Origin of the sequence: Leptospira meyeri (genome assembly GCF_004368965.1) — a bacterium.
In the GTDB taxonomy this organism is placed as follows: domain Bacteria; phylum Spirochaetota; class Leptospiria; order Leptospirales; family Leptospiraceae; genus Leptospira_A; species Leptospira_A meyeri.
In genome coordinates this window covers 13,792-32,516 of sequence record NZ_SORO01000006.1, presented here as the reverse complement: position 1 = coordinate 32,516, position 18,725 = coordinate 13,792, and the positions used below count along the sequence as shown (strand labels likewise).

Sequence of the window (18,725 nt, the reverse complement as noted above, 5' to 3'; positions counted from 1 at the left end):
TGTGAATTGCTCGTATTTGTCGTATGTATCAAATTAACCATTTGATTGTGTCAGTTCATTAATAAGCCATTCATAATTTGCTCTTGCGTTAGAAATAATTTCTGTGTAAGAGTGATATGTCAAATCGGTGGCGTTATTAAGTTGTTTTATTTTTGCTCCTGAGTCACCTCCAATTAGTTTTACGATAATTCTGTCATTAGGAAACATTGTTGAAAGTTCGTCTCTGTAACGTTGTGCTTGGGCTTCGTCATTCCGTGTCAAAGTATGTGATGGTCTTTTGAACTCAATTAAAAGTCGTTCACGATTAAATGCCATTCCTAAAAAGAGGTCAGGTCGTTTGTTTGCGTTTTCGCCTCTATAAATTTTGTCGCAAAGTTGCTCGCAAGCTTTTTTCAATGATTGGTTAGAAATGTAATGTGAATACTCGTAACCAAAGACCCAAAGGTTGTTTGCTAGAGCTTGATGAACTGTTGCTTCTAATGTGTCTGAGTTGTCAATGAGAGCTTGAAGTTTGTCCAAGAACTTGGCTTTTGCAGATGCCTGATGAGTCATCATTGTAATTTCGTAAAGACCAAATTCGTTAAAAGCGTCTGCTAGCTTTTCAATATGATGGTCGTTTGCTTCGTCTATATTTTCTAATACTGCCCAATAATGTCCTTTTTCAAATGCATCAATCATTACTGAAATTATAGTATCGATTTTAGTGTCGTCCTCTGTCCAAAATCTTTCAATAACTTTTTCAAGTGCTGCTTTTGCAAACTGCTGTCTAAATTCAGGGAGTTTTGATAAGTAAGCGTTAATCTTTTTTTGATGTCTTGCTTTTGCAAGGATCATTTCTTGTTTGCAACCTTCCTGTAAACTGTCAACCATCCAACTTTGCAATGCCTCTTCAATTTCTTGTTTCAGTTTACTGCTTTCATTTATTTCTCCCCAATCTGCTGTTGTGTCGCTTAATAAACAATCTGCCTTTACTTCGACGTGTAATCTTTTTTGTACTTTTTGTGGGATAAGTTCATTCTCCGATAAAAGGTTATTAGGCTTGCCAATGATCTTTCCATCAACTCTATAATTTACTCCGTGATACTTATGAGCTTTGTCTGTTATAGTCGCAATTGCTGTCACTGTCTGACCATTAGAAAGTGTTATTTCCTTCTCAAATTTTTGCCCTGGAATATCCTTAACACTTACTTCTTCATTATTGACAGTCACAGAAAAATCGTTTTCTCGTAAATATTCTCTAGATAAAATTTGTTTAAGTTTTTCGGGATTAGGGAAAGTAAAATTTTGATTTAGCCCTGTCAAGGTGATTGTTGTACCATGACTGTTCTTGTCGCAAGAAATAGAATTTATTGGCAGTTCAATTGAATCAAGGTCTTTGTCCTTACCAAGTATGGCTTCCTTTGAAATTACTATTGTCGTCTCTTGACCTTTCGATTTTGTTTTAACTTCCATAAAACTCGCAATCATTAATCCTGCAAATTTTCCTATACCTTTTCTTCCTTTTACTTTGCGTTTTTTACCATATGTGGTATCACCCTTACGTGAAGTTCTACTACTAGCAATTTTTAAATATTGATCTCGAACTTCATCAGGGGTCATACCATCCCCATTGTCGGTTATGATAATTTTAGAATGGTCAAATGGATTAGGAAATTCAACTGAAACAATTGTAGAATCTGCATCATAGCAATTGTCAACCAATTCTTTTATCGCTGCCTCAACAGAAGTGTAACTCTCTCCTAATATCTTAGTCAGTGCTGGGTCAACTTTAAACTTTGCTGCTTTATACATAGGTTAAATAATTCAATGTTGTTAGGTCGTCATGTCATTTGACAAGTTGTTATTTATACAAAAAACTTTATCCGCATTTTTTATAGAAAAAGAAGCTATTTTATAAATTATTTGTAATAGATATATTATAGAAAGTAGCTTTACTTCAGATATCATGAATTATGAAGCAATATGTAGCGTTCGATAATAGTTATTATGTCTCATAACACACATTATGCGAATTGTATAGAAAGGCACATCGGTAACACTTTGAACAAGTCACATAGGTTACACATTTATCTGTCAATTCTATACAAGAGCCTCTGATATTTCAAGCCTTAACAAGTATAAAATATAGAATTTGAATGATCGAAGATGCAAAGCTACCGAACTGATGGGAATTTCCATATTTGCTTTAGCTATGTTTGCTGCGTTTTTTCAATTTCCCGCAAGATAAACACAACTTTAAAGATTGAGAAATTTTTCACAAAATATACTTTAATGTTTATGATCGCAAAATACGAGGATCGTCTTGCATTCTTCAAATACAAATCAGGCACGATACATTTTGATATGGCACTAGATTTATGTGAATATTTTCAGCAAAATCCTTACAATGTGAAGAACAAAATCTATGACCCTTTACTAATAAGCCTTTATACTATTTATGCAAAACCGTTTAAACAAAAAAAGGAGATACGGCTTGAGGAAAAAAACATCCCCGAAGGATATCTTGAATTTCATAAACGTCTGATTGCACTCAGGGATAAATTTAGTGCTCATTCTGATATTGATTTTGAAATCCCACTTACAAAGAGTGAATTTATTTCAATGAATGAAGTTACAACTTTTACGACAAATGGAGTTTCTACATTTGGTATAAGTATATTCAAACCTAATGCAGTTTTTCTCGATACAATTAAGGAGCTTTGTACTAAACTAAAAATTTCATGTGAAAAAGAAGCCCTCACTCTTTGGAAAAAATACTATAGCGGAGTTAAAGTTCCAGACGGAATAATGAATGTTAATATTAGTAAATTAGATGGTCCACTTTTAGTGGACCATCCATCAACTTCATTAAAATCAGCAGCTACTTTTTATTCAGAAATCCAAACAAAAAAAATTTAAGGTGATGTGTTTTTCAAATTTCGAGCAATCATTTAGAAGCTTACTCGAATTTAAATTCGTTTCTGATTCTAATACTAAATTTCTAATCTGCTTTCTCAAGCTACTTCAAAATTTCAGAAGTTCTTCTTTCGGAGTTTTTAAAATATTTTTATAAGCTTCCATTTCTAATTAAATAGTCGATTATTTATCGTTTAAGTATCGTCTCAAAAATGGAGCCAATATAATGATCCTTATCTTCTTCCTGAAAGACTACATTGCAACTTAATATCTTTTCTTTTGGAACTCCCCAAAGACGAACCATCTCATTGGATGGTGTTCCCGAAATAATAAATGAATTAAGGAAAACATCTTCATTGCCAAGGCGATCTTCAATCTCTTTGACTGTTTGAAAAAACTGTATCTTAGGATCATTTAATCCTATATTCCTGATACCTTTGGGATCAAGGAATGTTACATATTGCCTTCTATCTACTAAAAGCCATAAAATAAAATCAGGATGGAAATTGCCTGCCTCGAAGAAACCAACACCCTTTCCTTTACTCAAATTTCTTAGGAGATACAACTCTTTGTCTTTCAAGAACGAAGGATGATTATCGTGGAAAATTTTTAAGTCTTCGATGAAATTTTTTTCTCCTTTGTTTAAAGCTGTTGGGCTGACATCAACGATTCCATTATCTAGATGAAGTAGAGGTTGGTATAAATGTTTTCCATACCAAATTGCCTTCATGCCTCTAAAATCCCATTCTCGCAAGGAACCACTTTCAATAATTTCTTTTAGTTCCTGTAACTTAACAATTATTTCCTCTTGTGAGTTTTCAATTCGTATCAAATAGCCAGTTTCTTGACCAGATTTATCGATAAGTAGATTAGGATCATTGGAATCTAAGTCTATATATTCCAGATAGGGCATCTCCCAATCCCTCTTGCAAAAGCTATAATATCTTTCTAGATACTTTTTCAGTAATGCTAAAGCAATTTCTTGCCATTGAAATACTTTTTGAAAATTGCTAATTTCTAGTTCACTGGATGGAATTAATATTTCATACCAAGTTTGATCAACAAGTAGTTTGCTAATTATATCTTTTGTTAAATTATAATTATACCAACCACGTTCGGCTTTAAACCGTTCCAATTCGAAATATAATTTATCCAAATCCAAAAATGCGATATGTTTAGCTTGAAACCAGGCTATATTTGTAATAATATTTGAATCTTCTTTTCTAATTCCCTTAGATCGAATCGCTTCTATCTTAGGATACCAATTTATAACTACTTTATTCTTTTTTAAATATTCACTCGGTAAATTTAATGTAGGAATAGGAGCGAGTCTTCGGAACGCCTCTCCAAATTCGGTTTGTATTCCCTTAATTTCTTTTTTTAGCCGAATCATTCTCAATTTCTGAATTCCAAGGTTCCGAATAACTGGCAATAAAAAGTCTACTTGATTTTCATCGGCTGGTAGCCCCTCTTCCTCCAAAAACTCTCTAAACTGTGCCATATAATCAGCTTTGATGCCAAAAATTGACAAAGTCTCAAGTAATTGAATATGTTGTGGACGATTAATTCCATTCAGCAAAGAAGAACGAGAGCTTCTTTTGAGCATATAATTATAACCTTTTAATCGCACTCCCCTTCCAAACAATTGAATAATTTGTGATCCTTCAGACCTTCCTATGTTCATCAAACCAAGTGTGCTAACCCGCCAACTACTCCAACCTTCGGTAAATTTTTTGGAACCTATAAGTAAATTCACTTTTGAATCTAATTTATTAATATCATGAAATAATGAGCCTGAAAATTCCAAATCACCTGTTTCAATCCCATTTTCCGAACAGAGTTTCACAAGTTTAGCATCATCTCCAACATTGATTACTCCAAAAGGTTCGTTGTCTGCACCAATCCGAAGTGCAATTTCTCCTTGAGCACCTTTTAAGTTTTCAACGTAAAGTTGTCCACCACCAGGGGCATGGAATAATGTATCAAGAATATCATCAAAAATTTCTGATGATTGTACCTTAGAATTAATAAGGAAAGGAAAACGATTTGAAAAAAGATTAATTCCGTTTGCGGTCGTTAATCCTTGATTCAAAACATTGTTAATTTGAAATATACTTGCTTGTCGATTGGCAATAAAATTAGCCAAAAACTTTAGAATTTGTATTATATCTGAAGCATCCGTATTTGCAAGGGTCGCAGTGACTTTGCTACCTACAAAAACCCACAATGGTTTCTCTATTAAAAAAGTTCTAAATAAATTTTCATTGCTCAAAAATAGTTTTTGTTGTTGGTAAAAAGCTAACAAACAGGCGGTCAGATAGATTTCTAAATGATGGTCTTGAGTTTGAACATCTAAATTCAAAATCTGATAATCCTTCCCGAATCCATCATTATAAAAAAATCGATATGAATAATCCACTAAAATGCAACGAGAGTATAGTCCTGTAAGAAACGGATTTCCTTTTACCGCTTGTGAAAAAGTAGCAGAGTATTCGAAGGAAAAGCCTTTCTCGCAGAGAGCATTCCTATATCTCATCCATGCACCTTGTTCACCTGTGGATACGCCTCGATGCCCCTCATCGATGAGAATCAAATTATTATCTTCGAATGCATCAACTGAAACAGTTTTATCTCCAGCTTCATCTTTGAGCTTAGTAATTTCTATTATCTCGACACTATGACCAGAAAACAATTCACCACTCTCTTTCTCAAAAATAGTAGCATCAATTCCAGATAGATTAAATTCCCTAAGGTGTTGTTGAGATAAACCTTCATTTGGAGTAAGAAGAATGATTCGATTCAATTCTCTTGATTTTCTGTATAATTCTAAATAATGTTTATACTGATAGATATTCGCATGCATAAGGAGAGTTTTTCCACCCCCCGTTGCAATCCAAAAAGATAATTTATTCAAATCTTCAGTCGCATCATCTCGATTATTAAATCCCTGAATATGATCAGACTCTTCTAAATTTTCATTAATTAAGTGTATAAATTCAGATATACCATCTCTAAGGAGAGATGCATCGGCGAAATATCTATCGAGATAAATCTCAGTAAAAAGAAGAGAAATATATTGAAAGTATTTCCATTGTATAGCCCTCTCACCATGAATTATTCGCCTTTCGTTTAAGCGTAAAGTATGTTTTACAATATTCTGATCATACCTTAATAATACTTCTGGAGTAAGTTCATTTAGGTCTGGAAAGTGAGTGATTAAAGCATGGCAAAACTTATGAATATTATTTTCGTCAAGACCTTCCAAACTTTCATCTCTCAAGTGAAAAACTAAATCTTCAAATTTATCTACACTAAATAGAGAGAGAATAAATCGATTCAATGCTAACTTATAAGAGAAAGGAATTCGTGAAGGTGCTCTTCTAGTTCTCATTGTCTTAGCAGGAGTAGTCTTCTTTCTAGGAGCTGGCATGATTAATCTCCTGAATCTTCAAACATTAGTCGATGGAAATCTTCCTCAATCAATCGAACCTTCCAGAGGTCATCAGGAGTCTTTAGATTTTCCAAATTATTGGTGCCATTAACATAAATGAGATCGAATTCACTATCCCTACTGGAATAACCCAATTTAGTAAACCATTCGTTTAACACCAAATTATCCTTCTCAACTCCCTCACTTAACTCCCCACCAGGACGCTTTCTCCAAATAACCAATACATTCCTTCCATCTAGAGTAGTGCCTGTGACTGTGCGAAACCACCATGATTCTACTTTCTTGGATTCACTAGAAAGTACCTTTAGTCTATCTTTTAACTGAAGTCGTTTTTCACTATTTCTTTCAAAATCCGCTGTGACCAATTGTGGAGCAGAAATGTTCTTTATCTGCAATCCTAAGAGAAAATTAAATGTTTCAATAAGATCAACATGGACTCTCCTACTTTCATCACTGCCAGGAATTTTCACTTTGAGTTCATAGGCTGTCGGATCAGTAAAACCAGAAACGTTCAGAAGAGATTTACTGCCTTTACTTTCCACATTCAGCATATAACGGAGAATATAGTCCTCTCGAAATTCTTCTATACCTTTGCCTTGAAAATTTAGCAGGCTTTCCTGTGCAGAACTTCTTTGAAAATCCAAGTTATTCAACGTATCCTCATAAGATTCTAAACGGATATACTTAAAAAATCCTCCACCAGACCATGATACTTCACTTGATATGCCTGATTGCTCACCATTTAAAACAAAGGTTAATCTACGTTTCAAAATGCTATTAAAGTGTTCACCCATTTCAACACTAATCCATTTTCTGTTGAGTTTATGAGCGACAGCAGCTGTAGTTCCCGAGCCTGCAAAAAAATCCATTACTATGTCTTTCTGACTTACTAGTGAACCTATAATTCTTTTTAGTAAACCTTCAGAATTTTCTGTTTGGAAATTCCAGTTATTTGAGTAACCTTTAATATCCAACCAATTGTTATCAGCCATCACGTAATCTCTAGGAGGAATCCAATATTTTATAGAAGAGTACCCATTCCCAAATCTTTCAACAAATTCTAATTTTACTTTGTTCTTCTCTTCATATGCCTTGGAGTTATTCACCCAATATTCCTCAAGAGTCATTTGATTTGCTTCCGAAACTTCTTTATAAACTTTATAATTTTCAATGGCTCTGTAAGCTCTTACCCTTTCCCACATCCACTGACCATAATGATTATTCAAATCTATCCCAAGAATTTCATATCGCATATTCGGTCTATCCTCAGCTTTCCAAAAAGAATGCCAATGAGATTCGGATTGTTTACCAATCGTTGGTTTTAAAAATCTACCGAATCGAGTACTCGAACTCATAGAATACCAGTAAATATTGTCGTAATTAACCGTAATACTCTTAACGCCAGCAAATTGTTTGTTCAAATCACCTTTTGATTCCTCAGCCCTTCTTACTATAATTTCATTTCTATAATTATTTTTTCCAAAGAATTCATTCATAAACATCCGCAAGAGCATATTTCCATCATGATTACAACGAATCATAATACTTCCGTCTATACTGATCATTTTTTTAGTTACCTCAAGGCGATCCTGCAACAGAGACATCCAAGAGGAGTCTTTATAATCAACTCGATAAAGATAATCGGCATTACCACCTAAGTTAAATGGAGGGTCTAGATAAACTATTTTTACATGTTGGAGATACCTAGACTGTATCAAATTCAATGCTTGAAAATTTTCACTATAAATCAGAAGCCCATCGATTTGATTGTCTAAATTTTCCATTGAAGTTATCATCTTTTGCTTAAACTCTTCGCTGAAAAACTTAGTATCTAATACCAAATTGCGATTTGCCTTCAGAAAATTTATGCTAAGTGGATTAGTATATTGAGGTGGAGAAATTAGAGCCTCAGATGTCTCGTTAAGATCATCAATGGAAAAAAGTTTGACCCACTCTTCAACTTGTTCTTTGTTTGCCGCAATCTCTTCGTAGAAAGATTCGGAGATACGGTCAAGAGTAACACAATAATTAGTCTCTAAGACGAATTTTTTCTTGAGCCAAAGTTTCTTTTGAAAATCTTCCAGTTGGGATAGGAAATCTATAATCTTCTTTGCTATTTTTCGGATAACTTTTATTTTAGATAAGTATTGCTCTACACGAGGAGCTGATTCATTTTCCACATCATCTAAATGCATTACTTCATTTTTGATGTAGAAATCTAATTCTCTATTTAAGAATTTTCCTAAATCTTTATGTATAAAATAATCGAATGTATTTCGAGCAGTATAACGATTTAAGTGGGCAACTAATTTCGAATAATCCGCTAGCTCACCGTTGGCTTTAAGATGTCTGGAACTTAAATCCGCTATCCAAGCAGCTAGGGAAGCTCCAGCATGAGCTAATATTCTTCTCTCTGCAATGGTGATAAGTTCTTTTTGTAAAGGCGGTTTTGTTTTTCCTGCTTTTTGATCGTCTGTCCAATCGGAAAGGGAAGCCGTTCGGAATTCAAAGGAAATTACTAACTCCCCATCTTCTTCAAAGACAAAATTTCCACTAGCGAGGATGAATGCTCTTTTTGTATCCTCGGATTCTTTGACATTTCCATGTTCTCCCTCACTGGCATCTACCAGTCGAAAATGAACTCGTCTTGGATTGGAATCATCATCTAAATTCAATCTAAACGCATAATCTCTCAGATACTCACTGGTCTTGATATAGTATTGGTCAACGTTTGCCCAATGGAGCTTTACCTCCTCTCCTTCATAAGGAATGGAATAAGCTCCTTCCTTATACACACGTTTGCTGATAAAATCACCTTCAGAATAATAACGACGAAAGAAACGAAATAAGTGGTCGTAAACTTCACTCTCTAAAGTGGAAATATCTACACCTTCGCTTTTTAGCTTATCCCTCAACTCACGAACTTTTGGAGATTCATCTGGATTCATACCAGCATCACTAACCGATGCAGTAATTTTATCTAATTCTGCTTGGATTGTCGCCTTATCTGCTGGCTTATATTCAGCAAACGAAGCTTTTACTTGAGGCAGTAAGTCTTTATCAAGGAATTCGGTTATCTCCTTGCTTCTAGCATGCATTATCCGATACAAACCAAAGTCAAGGTCTGGCTGATCTAACTGAAATAATTCTTTTAATAGATTTTTTAATTTTTCGTATTTTTGGCTCACACGACTCTCCATCTTATGGTAAATAAATTTTTAATTTCTTTCTTTTGAGCGAGCCTCTTTTCCAGCTTGCTAATCAATTCATCTCGTTTGCTTATTATTTCATCTTCAACAACGAAGATTTCCTGTCTCTGCTTTCGTTGTAACTTTTCTAAATTTCTAATTTTCTCTTGAATCATGTGCTGGTCTTCCAAAGTTACAGATTGTCTTGCTTCTCTCTGGTTTGCCTTAATCTGTTCTTTGGTTTCTTTCAGAGCCTTCTCGGCAGAGAGAACCATATCATCTGCCCACTTTTCTAATTTTTCTCTAGCCTCATGAAAATATTTATTATTTGCTTCTAATGATAAACTTATGCTTGCATCTACATGACGATTACCTTCCGCTACAAGTCTTTCATGAATATCGTTTGGAATTGATTCAATCTTCCTTGTAGTAGCTAAACAAGAAAATAGTTTTTCACATGTTTCTTGATCAAGTGAAGTTCCCATATCATCAAAGCCAGAGAAAAGAAGATAATCTTCTAGTTCATAACTCTCAATTTTAAGTAGATTTAATGTTAAATATCCACTTTTCCCGATAAGTTGTTCAACAGAATAAATATTCGCTGGATGCTCGCTTATTGAAAAGGTTAAATCAGCCAACGGAGTTTCGAGAGACTTTGAGGATTCAATAACATATTCGCCCAAAGGATGATTAAGCCGATATAAATAGGAATCATGAAGATCATTTGAATAATTTTGAATTCTATGTTCTTTACTAATCATATGGTAAATTCCCACCGAATAGTTTTCATTTGGTGGATACTTTAAATGAAATGAGAGGTTCTCATCATTAAATTCAGCAAATTCCCATAAAATTGCCTTGCTGATATCCCAAAATCGTTTGGAGAATCTATCTAATTGTTCCCTCGCAGTATTTAGCCTAACTCGCAATCGATCATGGACATCTTCATCAAAATTCTCAAAAAGCATCTTTCGGGTGGTTTCCATTCTTGCTCGGATTACTTCATCCATTTCATCTTGAAGTATCCTAAACCCTGTTTCGATTTCCTCGGGAGTGCGACATTCTTGGTATATTGCAAGTATCCTTTTTTCAAAATCAACACCCGATTCTATCGAACCTAAAATCTCATCAGAGGCACCGAAAACTCCGCTAAATAGCTGAAATTTTTCAGTAAGCAACTCTAAAACACGACGATCAGCATCATTCCTTTCATTTAGAAAATTTATTACCACTACATCAAATTTTTGCCCATATCGATGGCATCGACCTATACGTTGCTCTACTCGCTGAGGATTCCAAGGTAGATCATAATTAATAACGAGGGAACAAAATTGGAGATTAATTCCTTCTGAACCTGCTTCTGTAGCAATCATTATACTACAATTATCTCTAAAATGCTCAACTAACGCTGTTCTAATATCGATGTCTCTTGAATATGAAACTCTCCCAGAACTTCTATTCTTCTCTTGCCATCGCTTATAAATTTCTGTCGTCGCTGGACTATTATTCGATCCATTAAAGAGAACAATTTGCCCTTCAAATCCATTACTTTCCAGGAATACTGCAAGGTATTCCTGAGTCCGTCTAGATTCGGTGAAAATCAAAGCCTTTCTTGCCGCCCCACTGGTTTCCATTTCATTGAATCCAATTGCCAATGAGATCAACAAACTATGAGTTTTAGTGTCGGTTCCGATAGCATGGGCACTATTCTCAAGTTGTTTTAGCTCCGCAATTTCTTCGTTTAGTTTATGTAAATTTACCGATTCATAATCAACTACAGTTTCCTGACCTTCCAAAATCTCATCTAATAGTTCATCTTCGATTTCCTCATCAGTAAGAATACTTTGAACAAGGTCTGTATCTGCGTTCAATCCGTCTTTTTTCAACTTTTCGAGTCGATCAATCATAGTTCTTAAAGTTGCGGCTATTGCTTTTGAGGAAGATGCAAGAAGCTTTCGGAGTATGATTTGCGTTAAATGCTTTTGCCTATGCGGTATTGCGTAACTTTCTTCTCTTTGTAAAAAAGTAGAAATAGCTTCGTAGAATTTGTGTTCCACGTCCGTTGGATGAAATGGACGAGTTATTGCTCGTCTCTTGGTATATGAAATATATTCTACTACTTGATTACGAAGGGTTCGTTTGCAAAAAAATCTCAATCGCTCCCTTAATTCTGAAATACTTCCTCCAGTATTCATATATTGAGATCGAAAGCTATTTACATCCCCAAAGATATTCTCATCTATAAGTGATGTAAGTCCATATAATTCTAATAAGGAATTTTGCAATGGCGTTGCCGTTAACAATAACTTTCGACACGATTCAGTTGCCCATCTAATTCCTTGTCCAATCCGATTACTTGAGCGATATGCGTTACGTAATTTATGGGCTTCATCAATTACCACCAAATCCCAATCTAGAGTCTTAATCTCTTCCTTGATTTTATTTACAAAATTATATGAAGCAATAATGATCGCCTTCTGTTGAAATGGATGTCTGCCATTCCTTTTCAATTCATGGTAAGTTTTGGAATCCAGAATGATTGCTGGAAGATTAAATTTCTCTTCTAATTCCAAAGTCCATTGCTTACGAATTGATGCAGGTGTAATGATAAGAATTTTTCTTCTTCGTTCAGCCCAATACTGACAAACAACAATTCCAGCCTCTATAGTCTTCCCTAGCCCTACTTCATCAGCCAAAATTGTTCCCATAGATAGAGGAGATTTAAGGGCAAATAGAGCCGCATCTATCTGGTGAGGATTTAAATCAACAGCGGCATTAAATAAGGCGACAGATAACCGTTCATTATCTTGAACTGATTTTTTTGTTAGGTCATATGCAATATACTTACAATGATAGTTCGTTAATTTCATCGATTGGCTTCTTTCATTGCCGTAGATTTGAGTCAAAATCCTTCAATGCTAACTATATCGAACTCAAATGGTAAACTTTTTTGCGATTTCAAATTCATCACGAAAAGGAAGTCCTAATTTGGGAAGCAATTCAGGTAAAGCAATAGCAAAACTCACATAATAATAAGACAGTAATTCATAACCTGAAAAAGTTTTATCAGGAATTTTTGAAACAATATATCCACTTTTATCAGGGCTGATACCATTAGTTCCAATTGTGGCGATTTCAATCGCAATGTTTTTTACTTCTTCTTTTGACAATTTATCAAAATATTTTCAAGCACCTATCATGTGCAAGATCACCGCATGGTTGGTTCCAATAATTTCCTGAGATCGCAGAAACCGAGCCATTTCATCATCTTCATTAGATATCTTATTTTCTGTAGAAATAGGAGCAATGTGGTATTCTTCATCTACTAGGTTAAACAAATAATCGATCTGAAGGCGTTTTGCCCATTTTTCAATTAAATCGTATTCTATACCCTCAGGCTTTTCCTTATTTATATTCGCAAATTCTTCGTAAAAATCGTTCGTCGTTTTCAGTTCACTTGCGTTTGAATTGAAATCATTTACATAATCAATATGAAAGAGTTCCTTAAACTGCATTGCTGACACTAAATTCAAAATTCGGTTTTTCGAAATTACAAATTGAGGAGCAAATTCTTGAACTTTTTTGCTCGTTGATGCTTCAATATATTCCTTCATCATGGAATAAAGCGAAATCAACTGGAATGGTCTGAGTTTTTCAAAACGCTCAAACAAATATTTTTCAATAAACAAATCAATTGGAGCATTGAATATCTGGGAAACTAATCCATCATGAAGTTTTCTCAGATATTCATTTGTATCGATGGACTTATTTTTCTTTTCTAATTCTGTTAAAAAACCATGTATTTGGATTTTAAATGCATTCTGGTTTTCAATATCAGAAGTGATAAGTTTATACTTTTTACTTAGGCGTGCTTCGATTGCAAATTCTAAATGCACCAACTCATGCATTACAAGATGTGCCACCGCATGTTTGTTTGGCTGGAATTTAATTAAATGGAAATCCCTATTATACAATTCTCCATATTCTATTTTTGCATTATAAGGAATGGATGCCGATTCTTCGATCTGAATAGGAAGCGGTTGTTTTGATTCTAATTCTTTTTTATAGTCCTGAATTAAAGTATTTATATCTTCTGAGTTTACAATTGCTTCTGCTATCTCAAAGAGCTTATGTAAACTTTGCTTTTTAAGATCGTCATTTTTGGGATTTAATTTTACTGAATTGTAAAATGAGTCAAAAGCCCCGTATCTATCTCCATTTTTTTCTGCTACAACTCCAAGCCCGTAATGAGTATTTGGGAATTCTGAATTTGACTCTAACGCTTTTTTTAAATAAAATTCAGCTTCATCAAATCGGTTTAATTGTAGCAAAGTTGCAGAGATATTGTTTGCGGTAAGGTAATCGCCTGGATTTACAATCAGAGCTTGATTGAAATATTTCATAGCAATATTCGGATCATCTTTATAACGGATATAAATATTCCCCATCATAATGAGGGCATACGCATTCTTAGTATCCCAGCGTAACGAATCGATAAGAGAATTTATCGCTTCATCTTGGTCACCCTCTTCTGAAAGAATTTGCCCTAGGATGCGATGATATTCTGAGTTTGTGGGATTTTTCTGAATTAATGATTTTAAGATAGGTTTTGCTTCCGCAAATTTACCTTTATTGCATAAAGCAACACTCTTTCTATAATCAGCATCTTGATTCGCAATGGTGGTAATATCGACTTCGACCTTTATTATATCATTTAGGATTGTCACTTTGGGTTTGAATGCACCAAGAGTGTAAAATCTCTCTAACTCACTAATGATGGATGCTTCATTTCCTGGCTTCATAAATGGAAAAAGTGAATATAAAAAAGTGTCTAATTTAAGATAAATTTCCATCTGATTTAAATATCCTTTTTCGCCACATCCCCTAACACAACCGAAATCGGTAGGATTTCCTTTTTTCTATACAGTAGTATAAAGCATAGTTCGGACATTTTTGAAGAATTATGGTCAAATTTTCTCCTCTACCCTAGCTACTATTCCATTGTTCGTCAAAAATCTAAGAACTTTTCCATGGCATGAGAAATCATATGCAATATGAATTAACTTCCCCTTGCCTTCAATTCTGGTCATTTTGATTTTATCAATTGGTTTTTTGCATTTCTGACATGCTGGCAACTTCCATGTTTTTATATATTTCTCTACTTCATCCGTGTAGACAAACTGGTCATCATCCGACTGATTTGAAAATGTCATACTTAAAGCTCTTAGGCAGACTGCCACCGATTCCAATATACAGATGCTACACCCGAGAGCTGGGACGGATTAGAACTATTTTGAATCATTGTCCAGGTGGTATGCGATACCTTACCCCTGCTCCATTCGATGAATCTTTCCCAAGTTCGATTTTTTCCATCCTTAGTATAAACATCTCTCTTCTGTATTTTATTATGTACCTCATATGTACTTATAGGGACCGATGCAAAATCAGAGTCAGGATTGGATTTTTTCATGGGTGTCGGTTGGATTTCTTTATCTGCTGAAACTTTCTGTATTGGATTTTTTTCCGATGCTTGCCTCTCCGTTGGAATTGCATAGATTGGCTTGAGGTATCTTCGACGACCATCAAAGCCAGTTTGGACTAGAAGCCCCTTCTTTTTCAAATCAGATATCAATCTTGAAACTGTATCTGTTTTCAATCCGAGTATCTCAGAAAGGTATTTGTTGGATGCAAAACAGCCATCTTTCTCATGCAATGAAACTATCTCCGCCAAAAGCCTAGTCTGGCTATGTGATAGTTTTAATTTTTCGATCCATACGGGTGTCCATACACCAGTTCTACTTTGTGCTTTCATTTTAAGTCCCTTCAAATCGTCCGAACACATCTCGGCTAGGGCAAACGATTTGGTTTTTTTGCCATTCTCAACATCCCTATTCCATCGAAGAATATGCCTTCGGCTTCGTAGGATTGTCAAATTTGCGAAAGTTCTTTCGAACGTTCATTTAGCTGGAACTTTTTGGATTCCAGGCTGTTAATCTAGCGGCATTGTGGTAGTGCCGTGGGTGGACGTGTTAATCCAACCAAATCCATATATCGAACAGATTTGCAATCTCGTCAATAGTTTTTAGAGACATAATTAAGTTATTTGAGGATTTTCGGAAATGTCTCTGGTTTGGCTACCACACCGCCCCAGAGTGATTTTGATTAACAACCCAGTTAAGGATTAATTAATACAATAATAACAGGGTACGAAAATTGGTACCACTTTTTTATTTTCTGAGAGAAAATTTTTTGGGCATTTAAGTTGGCTAGATGTTCGCTATTGGTCAGTATATTTTTAAACGTCAATGGATTAAAATTCTAATATCTGCATTAGTATTTTCTTTAAATTCATGAAATCGATTCAGTGTTAGAATTTGGGCATTAAGTTAACTTATTTAACTCTTTATTGATTTGCTTAATACGAAGATTCGCTGACTTTATCTGTTTCTCAAGATTGGATTTCTCTAATTTCAATTTTTTGATCAATTCTTTCGGTTGTAGCTTTGGAATTTGTTTCTGATATCTAAATTTCTTAAGATTATTTACTTTAGTATTTCCGTCTTTCCCAGCAGAATGCAGAACAGCAATTTTATCGTTTAAATCTAAAGAAGATATTTGGCTCATTTGGTGAGTTGTCAATTTTCTTAAAATTTCTGGATTCGCCGTACCATGTTCTTCTAGTTGGTTTATAGATTTCCCATGGATGATTCTTTTTTTAACCCAGTCCAAACTTTTATGAATTTTCTTGGCTATATCCTCATTTCTCAAATTGGATTTTTCTTTAATGATAAGTAAAGCCTTTGCAATTTCGTAATCTGTTAAATCTTCTCTTTGAATGTTTTCTAGCAATTGAATCGTATCATCATCAGTTTTACTGATTACGGTAACGGCTTTTACTGAGAGTTGCGGTGCATATTTTTTTATTGCTAAGCACCTTCGATAACCGTAAATCAGATCAAATTTCCCATTTCTATTTCGGTCAGGCGAAATCCCTACGGGTTCTAGCTGTCCATTTTCTTGGATTGAGTTTGCTAATTCTTCCAATAAAGAATCATCATAAGCATCCCGTATATTTTTTGATAAGTTTAATTCGATGTCTTGAATTGGGAGACTTAAATATTGTTGGATGCCGTCAAAGTGCGAATTCGCACTTTTGAACTCTGGGTCTGAAAAGATTCTTTTGAGTTGTTTTGCCATCGCTTATGCTACCTGAGTTAAATCTACTTTGTTATTCGTTATTTCAGAAATAAAAGAGTGGAGAGATGTTCTTAGTCTAGTTTTGGATGGGTCTTTCCCTGATAGACTTTCACCTCTATCGATAATTTTCTTCATAAAGGCTGAGAATGGAATACGGGATTCCAAGAGATCGGATTTGAATTTTTCTAGAAACATTTCAATATATTCTACTTCATCTTTTGAAGCTTTTTCGGCATTGCTAACTTGATTGAGTAGGATTTTGATTGGAACATTTTTTCGAAGGATTTTCGCCTCCTCGTATGAAAACTTTACTTCATCTAAATCGAAGATGGAAATTCGTGATGGCATAATTAATAAATCGCAGGCTACGATTCCTGCTCGCACAATAGCGTTCCAAGTGGGCTGGTTATCAATTAAAACGAAATCAAATTTCTTAGCGATAGTTTGTAATTCTTCGGCAAGACGATTTTGGTCTACTGATTCTTGAATTCTAAGTAGTCGCAAGTCTCCTGGGCAAATTGAAAATCCTTCGGTTTCAATTATTGAGTCCTGAAGTTTTGATTGCCTCATATACACATCAAAAAGTGTGGATGACTTGTTGGTATGAGCGTTCAGAGTTTTCGTGATGGATCGTTGCGGGTCTTGGTCTATAAAGAGAACTTTTTTTCCTGCGTCACGGAGAGTAAGCCCAGCGGCATAGCAGTTGCTACTTTTTCCCGAGCCACCCTTAACATTCCAAAAATCAAAAACTATCATCTTATGTCTCATCTTATTCAGGTTCTGAAAAATGAAAAGCAAAGTTTTTGGAAAAGTGCGATTTTGCACTTTTTGGAAAATCGAGAAGAAATGGAAGTCCTGGTGTATTCTTTTAATCATATTCTGCTAAGAATGTCGAACATGATAGCTAAAGCTTCAAAGGTTTCAAATGGGGTCAGTCTGCAAAAAAGAGTTTGTATGTAAATATGTAAAGCGAAGAAGAGTCGAGGAAGATAGTTAAAAGAAGACGAAAGGAAAATTGTGGCTTTTTTGAATGCCGATATATAAAATGTAAAACTAACTATCGTTTTAAGGAGTTCTTGATATATAATGGGCAAAATTACTTGGAAATTGTCAGGTTAGTCCCATTGTCGTGAGGTAAGGAAATAAAATAAAATACTGGATTTTTTGCTTATTTCGCCCTTAAAAATCTATTAAAAATGGCTATACATGAATTAAAAAAGGATTTTATCGAAAGATTTAAAATCGACAAGTTCTTCAAAGAAGAAGCTGTTGGTGGGCAAAAGTCTGTCCATTTTGTTGAGATTGGTGGAGAGAAATTTGCTATGAAGCTCTTACGCTCTTCAGGATTCGATGAAAGAGTAGCAAGGGAGTTGGAAATTTATGAAAAATTTAAACACATAGATGGAATTCCTACTATCTGTAGAACTGAAATTTACCAAAATCATTTAATTGTTTTTGAAGAGTACATTGAAGGGGAAACTCTCGCAAATATAGTCAATACCTTCAATGGAGATTATCAAAAAGTAACAAAGTTAATTAAATCAATCTGTGAGATTATGAAGCCGATTTGGAAGGCAGGTTTTATTCATCGAGACATTAAGCCAGAGAATATCATTATGCGGACAAATGGAAATCCTGTTTTGCTTGATTTCGGAATTGCTAGAGACACCTTTAATTCTTCCCTTACAGCAACAGGATTACAGCCATTTAGTTGGCAATTTGGCTCTCCAGAACAATACGCTGGGAAGAAAGAACTGATTTCTTACAGAACAGATTATTTTTCTTTAGGTGTGTTAGCATATTTCTTATATTATCAAGAATTGCCGTTTGGTAAAACGAAATTAGAGATCGAATCCAAATTTAATTTAAAGCAACAAGATTTTGGAATCAAAAGTAATTCAGAATTAAGTAATTTTTTCTTTGAATCGATGAGATTTAGTCCTGCTGAAAGACCAAGATTGATAGAAGATTTAATAAATCTATTGCCATAACAT

General features: G+C 34.6%; 12 protein-coding genes. 2 read left to right on the top strand and 10 right to left on the bottom strand.

Annotation, left to right across the window (positions count from 1 at the left end):
• Nucleotides 1–33: 33 nt before the first annotated feature.
• The gene (locus CLV96_RS19235; RefSeq protein ID WP_004787758.1) at nt 34–1,791 is read right to left on the bottom strand and encodes an ATP-binding protein; all 1,758 of its coding nucleotides are present in this window, start codon (nt 1,789–1,791) and stop codon (nt 34–36) included.
• A 486-nt stretch (nt 1,792–2,277) separates the two neighbouring features.
• Here CLV96_RS19235 and CLV96_RS19230 point away from each other — a divergent pair, with 486 nt between their 5' ends.
• Complete coding sequence (locus CLV96_RS19230; protein ID WP_134152096.1) at nt 2,278–2,898, top strand: hypothetical protein; 621 nt, start codon at nt 2,278–2,280, stop codon at nt 2,896–2,898.
• 184 nt (nt 2,899–3,082) lie between these two features.
• Here CLV96_RS19230 and CLV96_RS19225 read toward each other — a convergent pair whose 3' ends face one another.
• The 9 genes from CLV96_RS19225 to CLV96_RS19185 all read right to left on the bottom strand — a co-directional run bounded on the left by CLV96_RS19225 (nt 3,083) and on the right by CLV96_RS19185 (nt 17,499).
• A complete protein-coding gene (locus CLV96_RS19225) occupies nt 3,083–6,325 on the bottom strand; it encodes a DEAD/DEAH box helicase family protein (protein WP_004787783.1) in 3,243 nt (1,080 codons plus the stop codon).
• 2 nt (nt 6,326–6,327) lie between these two features.
• On the bottom strand, nt 6,328–9,534 hold the full coding sequence (locus tag CLV96_RS19220) for a DNA methyltransferase (protein WP_004787756.1): 3,207 nt from the start codon (nt 9,532–9,534) through the stop codon (nt 6,328–6,330).
• On the bottom strand, nt 9,531–12,440 hold the full coding sequence (locus CLV96_RS19215; protein ID WP_208325428.1) for an SNF2-related protein: 2,910 nt from the start codon (nt 12,438–12,440) through the stop codon (nt 9,531–9,533). Before CLV96_RS19215 ends, CLV96_RS19220 begins: the two co-directional genes overlap by 4 nt.
• 27 nt (nt 12,441–12,467) lie before the next feature.
• Complete coding sequence (locus CLV96_RS19210; protein ID WP_004787772.1) at nt 12,468–12,704, bottom strand: hypothetical protein; 237 nt, start codon at nt 12,702–12,704, stop codon at nt 12,468–12,470.
• Between the two features lie 15 nt (nt 12,705–12,719).
• The gene (locus CLV96_RS19205) at nt 12,720–14,387 is read right to left on the bottom strand and encodes a tetratricopeptide repeat protein (RefSeq protein WP_004787773.1); all 1,668 of its coding nucleotides are present in this window, start codon (nt 14,385–14,387) and stop codon (nt 12,720–12,722) included.
• A 114-nt stretch (nt 14,388–14,501) separates the two neighbouring features.
• Complete coding sequence (locus CLV96_RS19200) at nt 14,502–14,747, bottom strand: hypothetical protein (protein ID WP_040917389.1); 246 nt, start codon at nt 14,745–14,747, stop codon at nt 14,502–14,504.
• An 11-nt stretch (nt 14,748–14,758) separates the two neighbouring features.
• The gene (locus CLV96_RS19195; RefSeq protein ID WP_004787753.1) at nt 14,759–15,346 is read right to left on the bottom strand and encodes a helix-turn-helix domain-containing protein; all 588 of its coding nucleotides are present in this window, start codon (nt 15,344–15,346) and stop codon (nt 14,759–14,761) included.
• Nucleotides 15,347–15,915: 569 nt separating this feature from the next.
• Nucleotides 15,916–16,731: a ParB/RepB/Spo0J family partition protein gene (locus CLV96_RS19190; protein WP_004787754.1), complete on the bottom strand. Its 816-nt coding sequence runs from the start codon at nt 16,729–16,731 to the stop codon at nt 15,916–15,918.
• Nucleotides 16,732–16,734: 3 nt separating this feature from the next.
• Nucleotides 16,735–17,499 carry a ParA family protein gene (locus CLV96_RS19185; RefSeq protein WP_243836553.1) on the bottom strand — a complete coding sequence of 255 codons (765 nt, stop codon included), beginning with the start codon at nt 17,497–17,499 and terminating at the stop codon, nt 16,735–16,737.
• 428 nt (nt 17,500–17,927) lie between these two features.
• Here CLV96_RS19185 and CLV96_RS19180 point away from each other — a divergent pair, with 428 nt between their 5' ends.
• Nucleotides 17,928–18,722, top strand: a complete 795-nt coding sequence (locus CLV96_RS19180; RefSeq protein ID WP_004787786.1) for a serine/threonine protein kinase — start codon at nt 17,928–17,930, stop codon at nt 18,720–18,722.
• Nucleotides 18,723–18,725 lie beyond the last annotated feature (3 nt).